Raw genomic sequence first — 16,030 nt, forward strand, 5'->3', positions numbered from 1 at the left:
ACTGGAGCAGCAAGTCCCGGGCCACCGCAAGCCCGTATCCGGCCTGGGGGAATCCTGGGCGGCCCCGCTGGTGCCCCGGTGGTTGGGTATACCGGGATCTGCGCCTCGTCCCACCGAGACCGGGCCGGGCCGGAACCTTCCTGGCCCGCCTCTTGCTTCCGGCAGGGTGTCCACCCCCGGACGGGCGTCTTGCCGCAGCGCATGAAGACAGCAGGCCCGTCGCGGGTGGAGAGTGCCGGAAGCGGCGGCAGGACGGACCGGGACCGGCCCGCCGCGACCGGCGGGACTGCGGCGAGGAAGCGGACGGGGGCATGCCCCCCGGCCCAGAAGCGGATGAGGGGATTGATCGGATGGTCTGGCGTATCGGGGTGGATTCCGGCGGCACCTTCACCGATGTCTGCCTCTTCGAGGAGGAGACCGGGCGGATGGCGGTGTGGAAGGTGTCCTCCACACCGGACGATCCTTCGCGCGGCATCGCGCAGGGCTTCGAGGAGGGCATCGGACAGGTCGGCGTCGCCGCCGGCGAGGTGGGCTTCCTGGGCCATGGCACCACGGTCGCGACCAATGCGCTGATCCAGCACCGGGGCGTGAAGACCGGGCTGATCACCACGGACGGGTTCCGCGACCTGCTGGAGATCGGGCGGCAGAAGCGGCCGGATCTCTACGACCTGCAGGCCGACAAGCCGGAGATCCTGGTGTCGCGCGACCTGCGGCTGGAGGTGCCGGAGCGGGTCCACCACGACGGCCGGGTGGAGACCGCGTTGGACGAGCAGGCGGTGCGCGAGGCCGCCCGGGCGCTGCGGGCGGCGGGGGTGAAGTCCGTGGCCGTCTCCTTCCTGTATGGCTTCGTCCGGCCGGAGCACGAGGCCGCCGCGAAGCGCATCGTGGAGGAGGAGTTCCCCGAGGCCTTCGTCTGCGCCAGCCACGAGGTGGCGCCCGAGTTCCGCGAGTTCGAGCGCCTCTCCACCACCGCGGTGAACGCCTATCTCGGCCCGGTGATGGAGGGGTATATCCGCCGCCTTTCCGCCCGGCTGCGCGACCTCGGCCTGACTGTCACGCCGCAGCTCACGCAGAGCAATGGCGGCGTCATCGGCTTCGAGGCGGCGGCGCGGCTGCCCGTCCGCACGGTATTGTCCGGCCCCTCCACCGGCGTGGTGGCGGCGCAGGAGATCGGGCGGATGGTCGGCATCCCCGACCTGATCACCTTCGACATGGGCGGCACCTCCACCGACGTGGCGCTGCTCAAGGACAGCCAGTGCCGCCTGACCGGCGAAGCGGAGGTGCATGGCTATCCGATCAAGGCGCCGATGCTCGATATCCACACGGTGGGGGCGGGTGGCGGCTCCATCGCCTATGTGGATTCCGGCGGGCTGCTGAAGGTGGGGCCGCGCTCCTGCGGCGCCTTCCCCGGGCCGGTCTGCTACGACAAGGGCAGCACCGAGCCCTCCACCACCGATGCGAACGTGGTGCTGCAGACGCTGAACCCGACGCATCTGCTGGCCGGGCGCATGCCGGTGCGGCAGGACCTAGCGCGCGAGGCGATCGGGCGGCTGGCGGAGAAGCTGGGGCTGGACGTGATGGCCACGGCGCAGGGCATCATCAGCGTGGTGACGGCGAACATGGCGCGGGCCATCCGCGTCATCTCTGTGCAGCGCGGGCACGATCCGCGCGACTACACGCTGGTGGCCTTCGGCGGCGCCGGGCCGCTGCACGCGGCACGGCTGGCGAAGGAGCTCGACATCTCCCGCATCCTGGTGCCGCTGACGCCGGGCATCCTCTGCGCCACCGGGCTGCTGCTGACCGATCTGCGGGCGGATTTCGCCTCCACGCGGCTGGCGGTGCTGGGGGAGGATTCGCTGCCGCTGATGCGCGAGGCCTTCGCCGGGCTGGAGACCCAGGCCCGGGCCTGGTTCGGCACCGAGGGCATCGCGCCGGAGGCGCAGCGCCTGAAGCGCACGGTGGACATGCGCTATGCCGGGCAGAACTACGAGCTGAGCATCCCGCTCCCCGAGGGGGAGATCGGGGCCGCGACGCTTGGCGCCCTGGCCGGGGGCTTCGCCGCCGCGCACCGGCAGCGCTACGGCTTCGTGGCGGAGGGGGAGACGGTGCAGCTCGTCACCTATCGCGTCGAGGCGACAGGGGTGGTGCGCAAGGCGGCTTTCCAGCCGCAGCCGGAGGAAGGGCCGGACGCCTCCGCCGCGCGGATCGGCGAGCGCGAGGTCTGGATGCCCGAGGCCGGCGGCTGGACCCCCTGCCCCATCTACGACCGCGCGAAGCTGCGGCCCGGCAACATCGTCCAGGGGCCGGCCATCATCGAGCAGATGGACACCACCACCGTGGTGCTGCCCGCGATGGCCGCCCGCGTCGAACCCTATCTGAACCTGATCCTGGAGGCCGCATGAGCGCCGCCGCGCAGGACCGCGTCGCGGTCGATCCCATCACCGTCGAGGTGATCTCCTCCGCCCTGTCCTCGATCACCGAGGAGATGGGCGAGGCGCTGGTGCGCGCCTCCTATTCCACCAACATCAAGGAGCGGCGGGACTGCTCCACGGCCCTGTTCAACACGGCGGGCGAGACGCTGTGCCAGGCCGAGCACATCCCGATGCATCTCGGCTCCTTCATCGGGATCATCCCGCATATCCTCAAGCGGCATCCGGTCGCGGAGATGCGGCCGGGCGACGTCTTCATGGGCAACGACGCCTATGAGGGCGGCGGCACGCATCTGCCGGACATCGTGCTGGCCGAGCCGGTCTTCGTGGAGGATGGCGGGGCGAGCCGCATCGTCGCCTGGGCGGTGAACACGGCGCACCATGCCGATTTCGCCGATCGCGGCCATGCCCATATCTTCCAGGAAGGCATCCGCATCCCGCCGATCCGCCTGTACCGCGCCGGCGAGTTGCAGAAGGACGTGCAGGAGCTGCTGCTGCTGAACTGCCAGGTGCCGCGCGAGCGCCTGTCGGACCTGCGGGCGCAGATGGCGGCCAACCGGTTGGGCGTGGAGCGGATGCAGGCGCTCTGCGCGAAATACGGCACGGACACGGTGCTGGCGGCGGGCGATGCGCTGCTGGACTATGCCGAGCGCAAGATGCGGGCGGGCATCGCCACCATCCCGGACGGCACCTACCGCTTCGAGGATCTGTTCGACAACCCCGAGATCGACCGGGACCTGACCATGTCCTGTGAGATCACCGTGGCGGGCGACGAGATGCGCCTGCATTTCGAGGCGCCGGACCAGGTCCGGGCCGGGCTGAACATGGTCTACACGGCGCTGCTGTCCACCGTCTATTACGCGGTGAAGACGGTGGTGGACCCGACCATCCTGCCCAATGCCGGGCTCGCCCGGCCGCTGACGGTCACGGCGCGGGAGGGCAGCATCGTGAACTGCACCGCCCCCGCGGCGGTGAACGGGCGCATCGCCGCCTGCCAGCGCGTGGTGGACCTGATCCACGGCGCCCTGGCCCAGGTGGTGCCGGAGCGGGTGATCGCCGCCTGCAACGGTTCCGTCGCCTCCGCCACCTTCGTCGGCACGCAGCCGGGCACAGGGGAGATCTGGGTCTATCTGGAGACCATCGGCGGCGGTTCCGGGGCGCGTCACGACAAGGACGGGCTGGACGGCGTGCATGTCCACATGACCAACACCTCCAACCTCCCGGCGGAGGCGCTGGAGCTGGAATATCCGCTGACCCTGCTGCGCTATGAGCTGGTGGACGGTTCCGGCGGCTGCGGCACGCATCGCGGCGGCATGGGGCTGCGCCGGGTCTATCGCGCCGAGGCCGAGTGCCGGCTGCGCGTCGATGGCTCGCGCCTGCGCTCCGCGCCCTGGGGGCTGGCTGGCGGTCTGCCGGGCGGCATGGGCGGCTTCGTCTATGGGGAGGGCGTGGCGCCCTTCGACCATGGTTCCGGGGTGCTCAGCCCGGGGCAGGTGGTGGAGATCGTCACCCCCGGTGCCGGGGGCTATGGCCCGCCTTCCGGCCGCGGCGCGGAGGAGGTCGCCCGCGACCTGGCGGAACGCCGCATCGACCCCGAGACCGCGCGCCGCGTCTACGGCGCGGCCTGAGAGCATCATGCCCGGCCGCCCGGCCGGCCCTGGGAAGGACTGACGACATGTCTCCACGCATTGCCCGTCGCTCGCTGCTCGGGGCCGGCATGGCCCTGCCGCTGCTCGGGCTCTCCGCCCGGGCGGCGGATGCCGCCGGCGTGCTGCGCCTCGGCCTCTCCTCCTATCCGCCCAACCTGACACCCTGGATCAATGCCGGCTCCGCCGCCGGCACGGTGGTGTCCCTGATGCACCGGGGGCTGCTGTCCTTCGACGCGCAGGGCCGGCTGCAGGGCGAGATCGCCGAGCGCTGGGAGGCCGACGGCAAGGACTGGGTCTTCCATTTGCGCGACGTCACCTGCCACAACGGCCGGAAGATGACCGCCGAGGACGTGAAGTGGTCCCTGGAACAGGTCGGCGGCGAGAAGTCCACCGCCTATATGCGGCCGCAGATGCAGACGGTGGAGCGCATCGAGACGCCGGATGCCCGCACCGTGCGGCTGGTGATGAAGCAGCCGATGGTCACCATCCCCGAATGGCTGGCGACCTATTTCATGCCGATGGTGCAGAAGGATTCGATCGAGCGCGGCGGGGTGGGCGTGGGCTGCGGCCCCTTCGTCATGAAGTCCGCCGAGCGCGGCACCTCGATCGAGCTGGAAGCCTTCCCGGGCTTCTACAAGCCCGGCCTGCCGAAGCTGAAGGGCGTGCGCGTCGTCGCCTATCCCGACGAGAATGCCCGCGTGGCCGCGCTGGTCGCGGGCGATGTGGACCTGATCGACTATGTGCCGTGGCAGTCCATGGGGCGGATCGAGGCCGAGCCGAAGCTGAGGCTGGACACGCAGAACGGCCCCTTCATGTACCTGCAGTTCAACGGGCGGAGCGGGCCGCTGGCCAATCCGCTGGTGCGGCAGGCGATCGGCTTCGCCATCAACCGGGACGACATCATCAAGGGCGCCTTCTTCGGACGCGGCACGCCGATCCACGGCGTTCCGCTGCTGCCCGGCAGCCCCTTCTATTCCGAGAGCGCCAACAGGACCTTCCGCTTCGATCCCGCCCAGGCCAAGGCGCTGCTGGCCAGGGCGGGGCTGGCGGAGGGCTTCTCCTGCAACCTGCTCTCCACGGCGCAGTACGGCATGCACAAGGACACGGCCGAGGTGGTGCAGCAGAACCTCGCCGCCATCGGCATCCAGGTGCAGATGAACCTGCCGGACTGGGCGACCCGCGTGCAGCTCGGCAATCGCGGGCAGTACGACCTCGCCATCAACGGCACGGCGGTCGAGATCACCGATCCGGACGGGCTGAGCCCGACGATCGACAACAGCCTGCCCACTTCCTACATCCGCAGCACCGGCTTCACCACACCGGGGCTGAGCGAGCTGCTGGCCCAGGGGCGCGGCGAGAGCGACTTGGCGAAGCGCAAGGCGATCTATGCCAGGGTGCAGGATCTGGTGGTGGAGAACGTGCCGATGCTGGCGCTCTGCTACCGCTCGCAGGGCTATGCCATGACCTCGGCCCTCAAGGGCTTCGCCAACCTGCCGGGGCCGCTGACCTTCTATGCCCCGGCCACGCTCGAAGCGGCGAGCCTGTCATGACGGTGCGGGGGAGGATCTGATGCTGGATGCGCAGGGGCGCGTGGTGATGGTTTCCGGTGCCTCGCGCGGCATCGGGCGGGCGGTGGCGGAGCGGCTGCTGGAGAGCGGCTTCGCCGTGTCCGCCGGGGTGCGGAACCCCGATGCCCTGCCGGAGCATCCACGCCTGAGCCGGCACCGCTACGACGCGGAGGACCTGGCCAGCGCGGAGGCCTGGGTGGCCGGGACCGTGGCCCGGCACGGGCGGGTGGACGGGCTGGTGAACGCGGCGGGGATCAACCCCATGGCCGGCCTGCACGACGCCGACGAGACGGCGCTGGATGCGCTGTGGCGGGTGAACGTGAAGGGGCCGGCGCGGCTGATCCGCCTCGCCTGGCCCCATCTCGCAGCGGCCGGGCATGGGCGGGTGGTGAACCTGTCCTCGCTGTCGGGCAAGCGGGTGAAGAACGCCAATCTCGGCTATGCGATGAGCAAGTTCGCCGTGGTGGCGCTGACGCACGAGGTCCGGCGGGAGGGCTGGGAGCAGGGCATCCGCGCCACCGCCGTCTGCCCTTCCTTCGTCGATACGGACATGACGGGCCATGTCACGAGCTGGCCGCGCGAGAAGATGACGCAGCCCGCCGATCTCGCCCGGCTGATCGAGACCTGCCTGCTGCTGCCGGACGAGGCGGTGGTGGCGGAACTGCTGGTCAACTGCCGGCTGGAGGACCTGTTCTGAGGGCGGGGCGGGAGAGGGCGATCCCCTCCCCCGCCGCCATCGCTCAGGCGGCTTCCTGTTCCACCGGCCGCCAGCTCGCATAGCGCGGGTGCGTCGGGCCGATGGGCAGGATGACGGCCTCGCCGGTTTCCGCGGAATGGTACATCGCCGTCAGCAACTCCAGCGAGCGGCGGGCATCGGCCAGCGTCACCGGCAGTTCGCCGCCGCTTTCCAGCGCGGCGTGGAAGTCGCGCATCTGGCCGGTGAAGCGCGGCGGCACCGGCACCCAGCCGCGCAGCGCTTCCTCGACCCGGGCCGCCGTGGCGGCGTCGCGCGGGACGATGCGCCAGGGGTCCTCGCCGGGATTGTAGGGGCCCGGGCTGCTCTCGAAGGTCAGGTTCTCGAAGCAGAGGTACAGGCGCGTGATCTGTTCCTGGCATCCCACCGTGGCGGCGAGCGAGACCAGGGCGCCGCTTTCCATGGTCAGGCTGGCGACGGCGCAGTCCTCCACCTCGATATGGGGATGAACGCGCGTGGCCGTGCGGGCATAGACGTCGCGGATCGGCCCCATCAGCTCGCAAAGCATGTCGTGCGGGTGGATCGCATGGGTGATCAGCGTGCCGCCCAGCTCGGTGCTCCAGCGGCCGCGCCAGGGCACGGCGTAGTATTCCGGCAGGCGCTGCCAGGCCGTTTCCACCGTCGCCAGATAGGGCTTGCCGGCGATGCCGCTCGCGACGAGGTGCTTCGCCTTCTGGAAGCCGTCGCCGTAGCGGTACTGGAAGATCGGCATGACCCGGCCCGCCGAGCGCGCCTCGGCGGCGATCACCGCATCCACTTCCTGCAGGGAGCCGACCAGGGGCTTCTCGCAGACCGCGTGCTTGCCGGCGGCGAGCGTGGCCATGATCTGCTCGCCATGCAGGCCGGGCGGCGTGCAGATGTCCACGATCTCCACATCCGGCATGGCCAGCACCTCGGCGAAGCTGGGCGTGGCGCGGGGGATGCCGTAGTCGGCGGCGAAAGCGGCGAGGCGCTGCGGGTCGATGTCGCAGATCGCGACCACCTCGAAGAGGTCCGGATAGGGGAGGTAGCCTTCCTCCATGTGCCGCCGGCCGATCCCGGCACCGACGATGGCGAGTTTGCGTCTGATGGGCATGGTCCGGCTCCTCACTTCCCGGCGAAGGCGCGATCCGCCATGGCCTGGGCGGTCAGGGCGAGTTCCATGGCCTTGAAGCCGAGTTCCTGCGGCATGGCGGTTTCCGTGCGGTCGCGCAGGTCGTTGGCGAAGAGGCGGCCGAAGGGCCGCACCGTGTCGTTGCAGTCGATGTAGCGGACGCCGTCCCGGTTCGAGAGGAAGAGGTGGTCGCCGCCCGGGCGTCCCTCGGGGTCGAAATACTTCCGCAGCTCGATCGTGCCCTGGGTGCCGAGGATCACCAGCCGCCCGTCGCCCCAGACGGGCATCGCATCGGGGGTGTACCAGTCCACCCGGACATAGCCGGTCACCGTGCCGGCGCGCAGGTGCATGTCGCCGAAGTCGCGGAAGCGGGGATGTTCCGGCAGGGCGCGGTTGCCGACCGTGGCGGAAAGGACCTCGCCCTCCACATCCTGGCCCATGGCATCGGCGAAGAAGAGGAACTGCTCCGCCTGATGGCTGGCGATGTCGGTGAGGATGCCGCCGTTGCGGGCGGGATCGAAGAACCAGTCCGGACGCTTTGGGGCGCTGAGGCGGTGCGGGCCGAGGCCCACGGTGTTCACGACCTCTCCGATCGCGCCCTGGCGCACCAGCTCCCCGGCCCGGACCGTCGAACGCTGGTCCAGGTGTTCCGAGAAGAAGATGCTGTAGAAGCGGCCCGTTTCCGCCCGCGCGGCGCGGACCGCCGCCAGATCTTCCGGCGTGAGCATGCCGGGCTTGTCCACCAGCACGTCCTTGCCGTGGCGCATCGCCTCGATGCCGATGCCGGCGCGGTCGGAGGGGATGGCGGCGCTGAGGACCAGGCCGATCTCCGGGGACTCCAGGATGCGCCGGCGATCCGCGATGCGCGGGATTTCCGGGTAGCGGTCCTGGAAGGCGGCGGCGAGGTCGTCCTCCGGCGCGTGGAAGCCGGCGCATTCCCCGCCGGCCTCCCGCATCGCGCGCATCATGCCGTGGATATGGTCGTGGTTGATGCCGATGACCGCGAAACGGAAGGCCGTCATGGTTCAGCCGCGCTCCAGCACGTCGTTGGCCTCGTTCACGAAGCGTTTCGCGCCGTCCTTCGGCGACAAGCGCCCGAAGCCGATCTCCTCGTTGGTCCGCTTCAGGATGTTGGCGATCTCGCCCGCCCCCTTCGGCGGCGGCGGCGGCACGGGGCCGACCCGCGTGCTGACCATGTCGATATAGGCGACCAGCTCCTTGCTGGAATCGTCCATGCCCTTCTTGATGACCTCGCGCTGGGCCGTGGCGATGGGCACGCCGCGCTCCACGCCCAGGATCTCGCCCGCGCGCGGATCGGTGACGTAGAAGTTCAGCAGCTTCACCGCCTCCTCCGCCCGGGGCGAGCGGCCATAGACGCTGAGCAGCTGCGATGGCTTCAGGTACTGGCCGGGCGGGGCGTCCGGGGCGACGGTGGGCACCATGGTCATGGCGACGCGGTCGCGGTTCAGCTTCTGCATCGCCACGAGCTGGTTGGAATGGGCGAAGTCGATGGCTGCCTTGCCCAGGGTCAGCGGGCTGGTTTCCAGGCTGTTCTGGTAGAGCGCCTGGACCTCCGCCGGCACGCAGGCCTTGCGCTTGCGCAGCCCGTCCCAGTAACCGAACCATTCCTCCATATCCGCGGTGGTGAAGCCCAGCTTGTCGTCCGGCGTGTAGAGCAGCTTGCCTTTCTGGCGCAGGAAGATCTCCAGGATCGGCTCCTGCTGCCCGGCATCCGAGAGGCCGTAGAAATCCGGCTTCCTGGCCTTGCGGGTGATCTCCTCGCCCAGCTTCGCATAGGCGTCCCAGGTCAGCTCGGGCGTCGGCTGCGGCAGGCCGAACTGTTCCAGCAGCGTGCGGTTGAACATCATCGAGGGCGAATTGGCCCCGAAATTGATGCCGTAGAGCTTGCCGGCCGCCTTGCCGACATCGACGAATTTCGGGTCCCAGTCGGCGATCTGCAACGTCTGGGGCACATAGGGATCGAGCGGCAGCAGCACGCCGCGGCGTGCGTATTCGAAGAGGTAGCGGTAGTCCATCTGGATCAGGTCCGGCGCGTTGCGGCCGACGACCTGGGTGGCGAGCTTGGGCCAGTAGTCGCTCCAGCCCATGTTCTCGCTGTCCACCGACACGTTCGGGTGGAGCTGGCTGTAGAGGGCGCTGACCCTGGTGGTCCGGTCCGCGCGCTCCTTGGTGCCCCACCAGGTCATGCGCAGCCGCACCGCCGCCTGCGCCCTGGCCAGCCTGCCACCGCCCGCGAGAAGGCCGAGCGACGCCATCCCGCCCAGCATGAGGTTCCGCCTCGTGGACATGTTTCCTCCTGTTCGTTCTTCTTGATTCGGCTCAGTCGAGTTGCGCGGCCACGGGCACGGCCCGGCCGGTCTTCACGCTTTCCACCGCGGCGACGCCGCAGAGCACGGACAGCGCCCCGGCCCGCGCCCCGGCCCGCTGGTGCAGGGGGTCGGGCATCTCCGGATCGAAGAGCATGGCCTGGAGGCGCTTGTCGCCGCCGAAATGGCCGCCATGCTCGCGCCTGATGCGGATGGCCTCGGAGGGACCGAAGTTCCGCATCAGCAGGATCTCGTCATGGTCGCCGATGCCGAAGGGGTCCTTCTCCTTGTGCCGGATCTCCAGCCGCCCCTTGCGCCCGTTGAAGGCGAGGTGGTGCCCCTCGACCGGCATGCAGGCGTTCAGGGAGTAGGAGACCTGCACGCCGTTGCCATAGACCAGCGAGGCGCTCATCGTGTCGTAGATGTCGATATCCTCGCGGAAGACGCAGGCGTCGCGGACATAGCCGTCCTCCCGCGACGGGTCCTCGTAGAGCATCTCCAGCCATGGGTCGGCGGCGATATCGAGGTGGAAGTCGCAATCCGGCGCATGCAGGCAGTCATGGCAGCGTTCCCCGCGATAGGGGCCGTTGGCGCCGTAGTGCCGCAGGTTGCCGCGCGCGAAGATCTCCTTCGGCTCATCCGCCACATACCAGTTCAGCAGGTCGAAATGGTGCGTGGACTTGTGGACGAACAGGCTGCCGGAGTTCTTCTGGTAGGCGTGCCAGCGGCGGAAGTAGTCCGCCCCGTGCCGTGTATCGAGATACCAGTGGAAGTCGATCGAGGTGATCTCCCCGATCGCCCCTTCCATCAGCAGCTCCTTGATCTTCGCGCCGAAGGGTGCGTAGCGGTAGTTGAAGGCGACGTTCACCTTGCGCCCGGTCCGCGCCTCTGCCTCCAGGATGCGGCGGCACTTGGCCGCGGTGGTGGCCATGGGCTTCTCGGTGATGACGTCCGAGCCCGCCTCCAGCGCCTGCACGATCAGGTCGTCATGCGTGTCGTCACGGGTGCAGACCATCACCGTGGCGGGACGAAGCGTGGACAGCATCTCCCCGAAATCGGTGAAGACGGGGGCATTGGTGCCGATCGCCCGCTGCGAGCGATGGGCGCGCATCTCGTTGATGTCGCAGAGCCCGACGAGATCCACCTGCGGGCCGAGGCGGGAGAGCAGCTCCTTGCCCCACATGCCGGTGCCACGATGGCCCGTGCCGACCAGCGCAATCCGATGTTGCGCGAGATCAAGCGACATACTCACTCCCCATGGACAGGACCGGCGTCAGGCGCGGACAGACGGAGCCGTCGGCGCGGAACAGGTGGCAATCCCCGGCATCGCAGGTGATCGGGATGTTTTCGCCCGGATGGATGCGGCGCTGTCCTTCCAGTTGCAGCGTCACCGCCTGCCCGTCCGCCGTCTGGCCATAGACCAGCGAGGCGCTGCCGAGCTGTTCCACGAGCTGCACGCGCAGGCCGCCGAGTTGCACGCCGTCGCTTCCGGCGCGGAGGTGCTCCGGCCTGATCCCCAGCACCAGCCCTTCCTCGGCGGGCGGGCGGAGGCCGGGCAGGCGCACCTCCTGGCCGCCCAGGATCACGCCTTCCCCGCCCGGCGCTGGCGCGACCGACAGGAAGTTCATCTTGGGGCTGCCGATGAAGCCCGCCACGAAGCGGTTGGCAGGGTTGTTGTAGAGATCCAGAGGCGAGCCGATCTGCTCCACCTTTCCGGCGCGCAGCACCACGATCTTGTCGGCCATGGTCATGGCCTCGACCTGGTCGTGGGTCACGTAGATCATCGTGTTGCCGAGCTTGCGGTGGAGGTTGGCGATCTCCACCCGCATCTGCACGCGCAGCTCGGCATCCAGGTTCGACAGGGGCTCGTCGAAGAGGAAGATCCCCGGCTCCCGCACGATGGCGCGGCCGATGGCCACGCGCTGGCGCTGGCCACCGGAAAGCTGCTTCGGCTTGCGCTCCAGCAGGTGGCCCAGTTGCAGCACCTCCGCCGCCTGCCGCACCCGCCGGTCGATCTCGGCTTTCGGCATGCGGGCCGTTTCCAGGGCGAAGGCCATGTTCTTGTACACGTTCATATGCGGGTAGAGCGCATAGGACTGGAAGACCATGGCGATGCCGCGCTGTGCCGCCGGCACGTCGTTCATGACGTTGCCGCCGATCACCAGATCGCCGTCCGAGATCGTTTCCAGCCCCGCGATCATGCGCAGCAGGGTGGACTTGCCGCAGCCGGAGGGGCCGACGAAGACCACGAACTCGCCGGGCGTGATGTCGATGTTCACGTCGTGCAGCACGGCATGCTGGTCGAAGCGCTTGAAGACGTGCTGGAGGTTCAGGCCGGTCATCGTTTCATCCCCGTGGTGGCGATCCCCTCGATCAGCAGGCGCTGGAAGAAGAGGAAGAAGAGGAAGACAGGAACCAGGCCCAGGACGGACATGGCGAAGAGCGCGGGCCAGTCGGATTCCCCGCCCGAATCCACGAAGGAGCGCAGGCCGATCTGGGCCGTGTAGGTGTCCATGTCGTTCAGGTAGATCAGCGGCCCGAAGAAATCGTCCCAGGTCCAGATGAAGGAGAAGATCGCGGCCGTCGCCATCACCGGCAGCGAGAGCGGCAGCATGATCTTCCAGTAGATCCGCCAGGGGCTGCACCCGTCCATCATGGCGGCCTCGTCCAGCTCGCGCGGGATGTTGCGGAAGAACTGGACCATCAGGAAGATGAAGAAGGCGTCCGTGGCCAGGAACTTCGGCACCACCAGAGGCAGGATGGTGTTCACCCAGTCCAGGTTCAGGAACAGGATGTACTGCGGGATCAGCGTGACGTGGTAGGGCATCATCAGCGTGCCCAGCATCAGCGCGAACCAGAGGTTCCTGCCGCGGAAGCGCAGCCTGGCAAAGGCATAGGCGGCGAGCGAGCAGGATACGACGTTGCCGATCACGGAGAGCACCGCGATCACCGCCGAGTTCCAGAAGAACCGGCCGAAGCTGACCTGCAGGCTGTTCCAGCCGCGGAAATAGGCGTCCAGGCTCAGGCTCTGCGGGATGATGGAGATGGTGGAGAAGATGTCCTGGCTGCTGCGGAAGGAGCTCGCGAGCATCCAGAGCAGCGGGTAGAGCATGCAGAAGGCGACGGCGATCAGCAGCGCATGCTTCAGGGCGGATCGGCCGGCCTTCGCCGTGCGGGGGCCGCCATGGCGGAGGGCCTCACTCATCGTAATGCACCCAGAAGCGCGCGGAGAGGAAGGAGACCGCGGTGAAGCCCGCGATGATCAGCACCAGCACCCAGGCGAGGGCCGAGGCGTAGCCCATGCGGAAGAAGCTGAAGGCCTCCTGGAACAGGTAGAGGGTGTAGAACAGGGTGGAGTTCACCGGCCCGCCGGTGCCCTCGCTGATGATGAAGGCCGGGGTGAAGGCCTTGAAGGCGTCGATCACCTGCACGATGGAATTGAAGAAGATGATCGGCGTCAGCAGCGGCAGGGTGATGCGGAAGAACTGCCGGCGCGGGGAGGCACCATCCAGGCTGGCGGCCTCGTAGAGATCCTGCGGGATCTGCCGCAGCCCGGCCAGGAAGATGATCATCGGGCTGCCGAACTGCCAGATGCCCAGCACCACCAGCGTGTAGAGCGCGGTGTCCGGGTTGGCGATCCAGCTCGGCCCCTGGATGCCGACCAGGGCGAGGAGCTGGTTCAGCAGGCCGGTGCCGGAGAAGATCTCCCGCCACAGCACCGCGATGGCCACGCTCGCCCCCAGCAGGGAGGGCAGGTAGAAGATGGCCCGGTAGATGGAGAGTCCGCGGATGCCCTTGTTGAGCACCATCGCCACGCCCAGGGCGAAGGCGAGCTTCAGCGGGACGGTCAGCACCACATAGGTGAAGGTGACGCGGAGCGATTCCCAGAACTTCGTGTCCGAGAACAGGATGCGCCGGTAGTTGGCCATCCCCGCCCAGCGCGGGTCGGTCATCAGGTCGAAATGGGTGAAGGACAGCGCCAGCGAGGCCAGGGCCGGCCCCAGCGTCAGCCCGAAGAAGCCGATCAGCCAGGGCAGCAGGAAGAGGTAGCCGGGCAGGCTTGCCCAGCGTTTCCGGCTGGCCCTATGCTTCCGGGCGGCGGTCCAGCCCGTCTCAGCGGCGGCGATCTGCATGATCCCCCGCCCCGTTTCCGGGTTTCGTCATCGGTCGTCCTCCCCATGGCTCTTGCGGCCATGTCCGTCAGCCCCTACTCAACAAGCAGGTAACCGGTTGGTTCCCACGCTAGGGAGGCGCCTCCCTTCGTGTCAAGCACGGATATGATCGGTCGTGATCGTGCGCGAGCGGTCTTTCCTCTGGCCTTGTGCGGCACCCACGGCAATTTTGCGGAACCATGTCGGACATCCTCATCCCGCAGCGCAGCAAGCGCGCCGAAACCACCCGCCGGAAGATCCTGGACGCCGCGGTTGTCGAGTTCACCGCCAATGGCCTGGCCGGGGCCCGGGTGGACGAGATCGCCGCCCGGGCGGGGGTGAACAAGCGCATGCTCTATGTGCATTTCGGCAGCAAGGAGGAGCTCTGGATCCAGGTCCTGGAGCATGTCTATAGTGCCAAGCGGGAGGAGGAGCGGGCGCTCGACGTCGGCAGCCTGCCGCCGGTGGAGGCCATGGCGCGGCTGGTGCGCTTCAACCTGCGATACACGGCGCGGCACCCGGAATTCGTCACCCTGCTGAACCAGGAGAACATGCACCGGGCCAGTTACCTGGGCCGCAGCGAGCAGGTGCGCGCGCTCTACTCGCCCTTGCTCGAATCCGTGCGTGACGTGCTGGTGCGTGGCGCGGAGGCGGGCGTCTTCCGGCGCGATGCCGATCCGCTGCAGACCTATGTGACGATCGTGGCGGTCGGCCATTTCTACGTGGCCAACCTCCATACCCTGTCCGCCATCTTCAAGACCGACCTGTCCACCGAGGTGGCGCTGGGCCTGCGCGAGGATCACTGCGTGGATGTGATCCTGGGCTATCTTCGTGCTTGACCGGCGAGGCCCTCCCGTTCTTAGGTAACCATGTAGTTACCAAAACACGGGATGGAATCGTCATGGCAGAGCGTCGCATTGGCCTGATCATGCATGGCGTGACGGGGCGCATGGGCATGAACCAGCACCTGATCCGCTCGATCGCCGCGATCCGGAAGGATGGCGGCGTCCCCCTGAAGAACGGCGACCGGCTGATGCCCGACCCGATCCTGGTCGGCCGCAACCGGGAGAAGCTGGAGGCCCTGGCCCGGGCGCATGGGGTGGAGCGCGTGGGCACCGATCTCGACGAGGCCCTGGCCAACAAGGACGACGAGATCTTCTTCGATGCCGGCACGACGCAGATGCGCGCCGCGCTGATCCGCAAGGCCATCGCCGCCGGCAAGCACATCTACACCGAGAAGCCGACCGCCGATAACCTGGAGGACGCGCTGGACGTGGCACGCCTCGCCCGCAAGGCCGGGGTGAAGAACGGCGCGGTGCAGGACAAGCTCTTCCTGCCCGGGCTGGTGAAGCTGAAGATGGCCATCGACAGCGGCTTCTTCGGCAAGATCCTCTCGGTGCGGGGCGAGTTCGGCTACTGGGTCTTCGAGGGCGACCTGCAGCCGACGCAGCGGCCTTCCTGGAACTACAAGAAGGACGAGGGCGGCGGCATCATCCTCGATATGCTCTGCCACTGGCGCTACGTCCTGGACAACCTGTTCGGCGAGACCAAGGCGGTCTCCTGCCTCGGCGCCACGCATATCCCGCGCCGCATCGACGAGAAGGGCGAGGCCTACGAGGCCGATGCGGACGACGCCGCCTATGCCACCTTCGAGCTGGAAGGCGGGGTGATCGCGCAGATCAACTCCTCCTGGGTCACGCGGGTGCGGCGGGACGACCTCGTGACCTTCCATGTGGACGGCACGCATGGCTCCGCCGTGGCCGGGCTGATGACGTGCCGGACGCAGAGCCGGGTGAACACGCCGAAGCCCGTCTGGAGCCCCGACACGCCACAGCCCATCGACTTCTTCGAGGGCTGGGAGGAGATCCCCGACACGCAGGCCTATCCCAACGGCTTCCGGGCGCAGTGGGAGCTCTTCCTGCGCCATGTCGCGGGCGAGCTGCCGGAGTTCAAATGGAACCTCCTGGCCGCCGCCAAGGGCGTGCAGCTCGCTGAGGCGGGGCTGAAGTCCTGGGCCGAGCGCCGCTGGATCGACCTGCCGAAGCTGGAGGTCTGACCG

The 16,030-nt window shown here is 68.5% G+C and carries 13 protein-coding genes; 6 read left to right on the forward strand and 7 right to left on the reverse strand.

The features are described from left to right. Window positions 1–350: 350 nt before the first annotated feature. Genes RGI145_RS15370 through RGI145_RS15385 form a run of 4 tightly spaced genes read left to right on the forward strand, consistent with a single transcriptional unit; the run spans window position 351 to window position 6,343 of the window. Window positions 351–2,402 carry a hydantoinase/oxoprolinase family protein gene (locus RGI145_RS15370; RefSeq protein ID WP_075799036.1) on the forward strand — a complete coding sequence of 684 codons (2,052 nt, stop codon included), beginning with the start codon at window positions 351–353 and terminating at the stop codon, window positions 2,400–2,402. Continuing rightward, on the forward strand, window positions 2,399–4,057 hold the full coding sequence (locus tag RGI145_RS15375; RefSeq protein ID WP_075799037.1) for a hydantoinase B/oxoprolinase family protein: 1,659 nt from the start codon (window positions 2,399–2,401) through the stop codon (window positions 4,055–4,057). The genes RGI145_RS15370 and RGI145_RS15375 overlap by 4 nt, the downstream gene beginning before the upstream one ends. 47 nt (window positions 4,058–4,104) lie before the next feature. Next, window positions 4,105–5,628, forward strand: a complete 1,524-nt coding sequence (locus tag RGI145_RS15380; protein ID WP_075799038.1) for an ABC transporter substrate-binding protein — start codon at window positions 4,105–4,107, stop codon at window positions 5,626–5,628. A 19-nt stretch (window positions 5,629–5,647) separates the two neighbouring features. After that, window positions 5,648–6,343: an SDR family NAD(P)-dependent oxidoreductase gene (locus RGI145_RS15385; protein WP_075799039.1), complete on the forward strand. Its 696-nt coding sequence runs from the start codon at window positions 5,648–5,650 to the stop codon at window positions 6,341–6,343. 43 nt (window positions 6,344–6,386) lie between these two features. On the opposite strand, the gene RGI145_RS15390 is transcribed toward RGI145_RS15385, so the two are convergent. From RGI145_RS15390 to RGI145_RS15420, 7 genes are read right to left on the reverse strand one after another with little or no spacing between them, the layout of a single operon-like run. Continuing rightward, window positions 6,387–7,475, reverse strand: coding sequence for a Gfo/Idh/MocA family protein (locus tag RGI145_RS15390; protein WP_075799040.1), 1,089 nt, complete (start codon window positions 7,473–7,475; stop codon window positions 6,387–6,389). Between the two features lie 11 nt (window positions 7,476–7,486). Then, window positions 7,487–8,515: a Gfo/Idh/MocA family protein gene (locus RGI145_RS15395; protein ID WP_075799041.1), complete on the reverse strand. Its 1,029-nt coding sequence runs from the start codon at window positions 8,513–8,515 to the stop codon at window positions 7,487–7,489. Window positions 8,516–8,518: 3 nt separating this feature from the next. Then, window positions 8,519–9,802 carry an ABC transporter substrate-binding protein gene (locus tag RGI145_RS15400; protein WP_075799042.1) on the reverse strand — a complete coding sequence of 428 codons (1,284 nt, stop codon included), beginning with the start codon at window positions 9,800–9,802 and terminating at the stop codon, window positions 8,519–8,521. Window positions 9,803–9,833: 31 nt separating this feature from the next. Then, complete coding sequence (locus RGI145_RS15405) at window positions 9,834–11,066, reverse strand: Gfo/Idh/MocA family protein (protein ID WP_075799043.1); 1,233 nt, start codon at window positions 11,064–11,066, stop codon at window positions 9,834–9,836. Continuing rightward, complete coding sequence (locus tag RGI145_RS15410) at window positions 11,056–12,162, reverse strand: ABC transporter ATP-binding protein (RefSeq protein ID WP_075799044.1); 1,107 nt, start codon at window positions 12,160–12,162, stop codon at window positions 11,056–11,058. Before RGI145_RS15410 ends, RGI145_RS15405 begins: the two co-directional genes overlap by 11 nt. Then, on the reverse strand, window positions 12,159–13,025 hold the full coding sequence (locus RGI145_RS15415) for a carbohydrate ABC transporter permease (protein ID WP_075799045.1): 867 nt from the start codon (window positions 13,023–13,025) through the stop codon (window positions 12,159–12,161). Before RGI145_RS15415 ends, RGI145_RS15410 begins: the two co-directional genes overlap by 4 nt. Beyond that, the gene (locus tag RGI145_RS15420) at window positions 13,018–13,953 is read right to left on the reverse strand and encodes a carbohydrate ABC transporter permease (RefSeq protein ID WP_075799046.1); all 936 of its coding nucleotides are present in this window, start codon (window positions 13,951–13,953) and stop codon (window positions 13,018–13,020) included. The genes RGI145_RS15415 and RGI145_RS15420 overlap by 8 nt, the downstream gene beginning before the upstream one ends. Before the next feature lie 218 nt (window positions 13,954–14,171). On the opposite strand from RGI145_RS15420, the gene RGI145_RS15425 reads away from it, so the two are divergent. Both RGI145_RS15425 and RGI145_RS15430 read left to right on the forward strand, forming a co-directional pair. Further along, entirely contained in the window at window positions 14,172–14,810 is a 639-nt protein-coding gene (locus RGI145_RS15425; protein ID WP_075799047.1) for a TetR/AcrR family transcriptional regulator, read from the forward strand. A 62-nt stretch (window positions 14,811–14,872) separates the two neighbouring features. After that, window positions 14,873–16,027: a Gfo/Idh/MocA family protein gene (locus RGI145_RS15430; RefSeq protein ID WP_075799048.1), complete on the forward strand. Its 1,155-nt coding sequence runs from the start codon at window positions 14,873–14,875 to the stop codon at window positions 16,025–16,027. Window positions 16,028–16,030: the final 3 nt, after the last annotated feature.

The sequence above is a fragment of the Roseomonas gilardii genome, assembly GCF_001941945.1.
Classification (GTDB): Bacteria; Pseudomonadota; Alphaproteobacteria; order Acetobacterales; family Acetobacteraceae; genus Roseomonas.

What these genes read in the sequence shown, in the direction of transcription:
- RGI145_RS15370 (WP_075799036.1), top strand. Translation starts at nt 351, where the DNA reads ATGGTCTGGCGTATCGGGGTGGATTCCGGCGGCACCTTCACCGATGTC.
- RGI145_RS15375 (WP_075799037.1), top strand. Translation starts at nt 2,399, where the DNA reads ATGAGCGCCGCCGCGCAGGACCGCGTCGCGGTCGATCCCATCACCGTC.
- RGI145_RS15380 (WP_075799038.1), top strand. Translation starts at nt 4,105, where the DNA reads ATGTCTCCACGCATTGCCCGTCGCTCGCTGCTCGGGGCCGGCATGGCC.
- RGI145_RS15385 (WP_075799039.1), top strand. Translation starts at nt 5,648, where the DNA reads ATGCTGGATGCGCAGGGGCGCGTGGTGATGGTTTCCGGTGCCTCGCGC.
- RGI145_RS15390 (WP_075799040.1), bottom strand. Translation starts at nt 7,475, where the DNA reads ATGCCCATCAGACGCAAACTCGCCATCGTCGGTGCCGGGATCGGCCGG.
- RGI145_RS15395 (WP_075799041.1), bottom strand. Translation starts at nt 8,515, where the DNA reads ATGACGGCCTTCCGTTTCGCGGTCATCGGCATCAACCACGACCATATC.
- RGI145_RS15400 (WP_075799042.1), bottom strand. Translation starts at nt 9,802, where the DNA reads ATGTCCACGAGGCGGAACCTCATGCTGGGCGGGATGGCGTCGCTCGGC.
- RGI145_RS15405 (WP_075799043.1), bottom strand. Translation starts at nt 11,066, where the DNA reads ATGTCGCTTGATCTCGCGCAACATCGGATTGCGCTGGTCGGCACGGGC.
- RGI145_RS15410 (WP_075799044.1), bottom strand. Translation starts at nt 12,162, where the DNA reads ATGACCGGCCTGAACCTCCAGCACGTCTTCAAGCGCTTCGACCAGCAT.
- RGI145_RS15415 (WP_075799045.1), bottom strand. Translation starts at nt 13,025, where the DNA reads ATGAGTGAGGCCCTCCGCCATGGCGGCCCCCGCACGGCGAAGGCCGGC.
- RGI145_RS15420 (WP_075799046.1), bottom strand. Translation starts at nt 13,953, where the DNA reads ATGCAGATCGCCGCCGCTGAGACGGGCTGGACCGCCGCCCGGAAGCAT.
- RGI145_RS15425 (WP_075799047.1), top strand. Translation starts at nt 14,172, where the DNA reads ATGTCGGACATCCTCATCCCGCAGCGCAGCAAGCGCGCCGAAACCACC.
- RGI145_RS15430 (WP_075799048.1), top strand. Translation starts at nt 14,873, where the DNA reads ATGGCAGAGCGTCGCATTGGCCTGATCATGCATGGCGTGACGGGGCGC.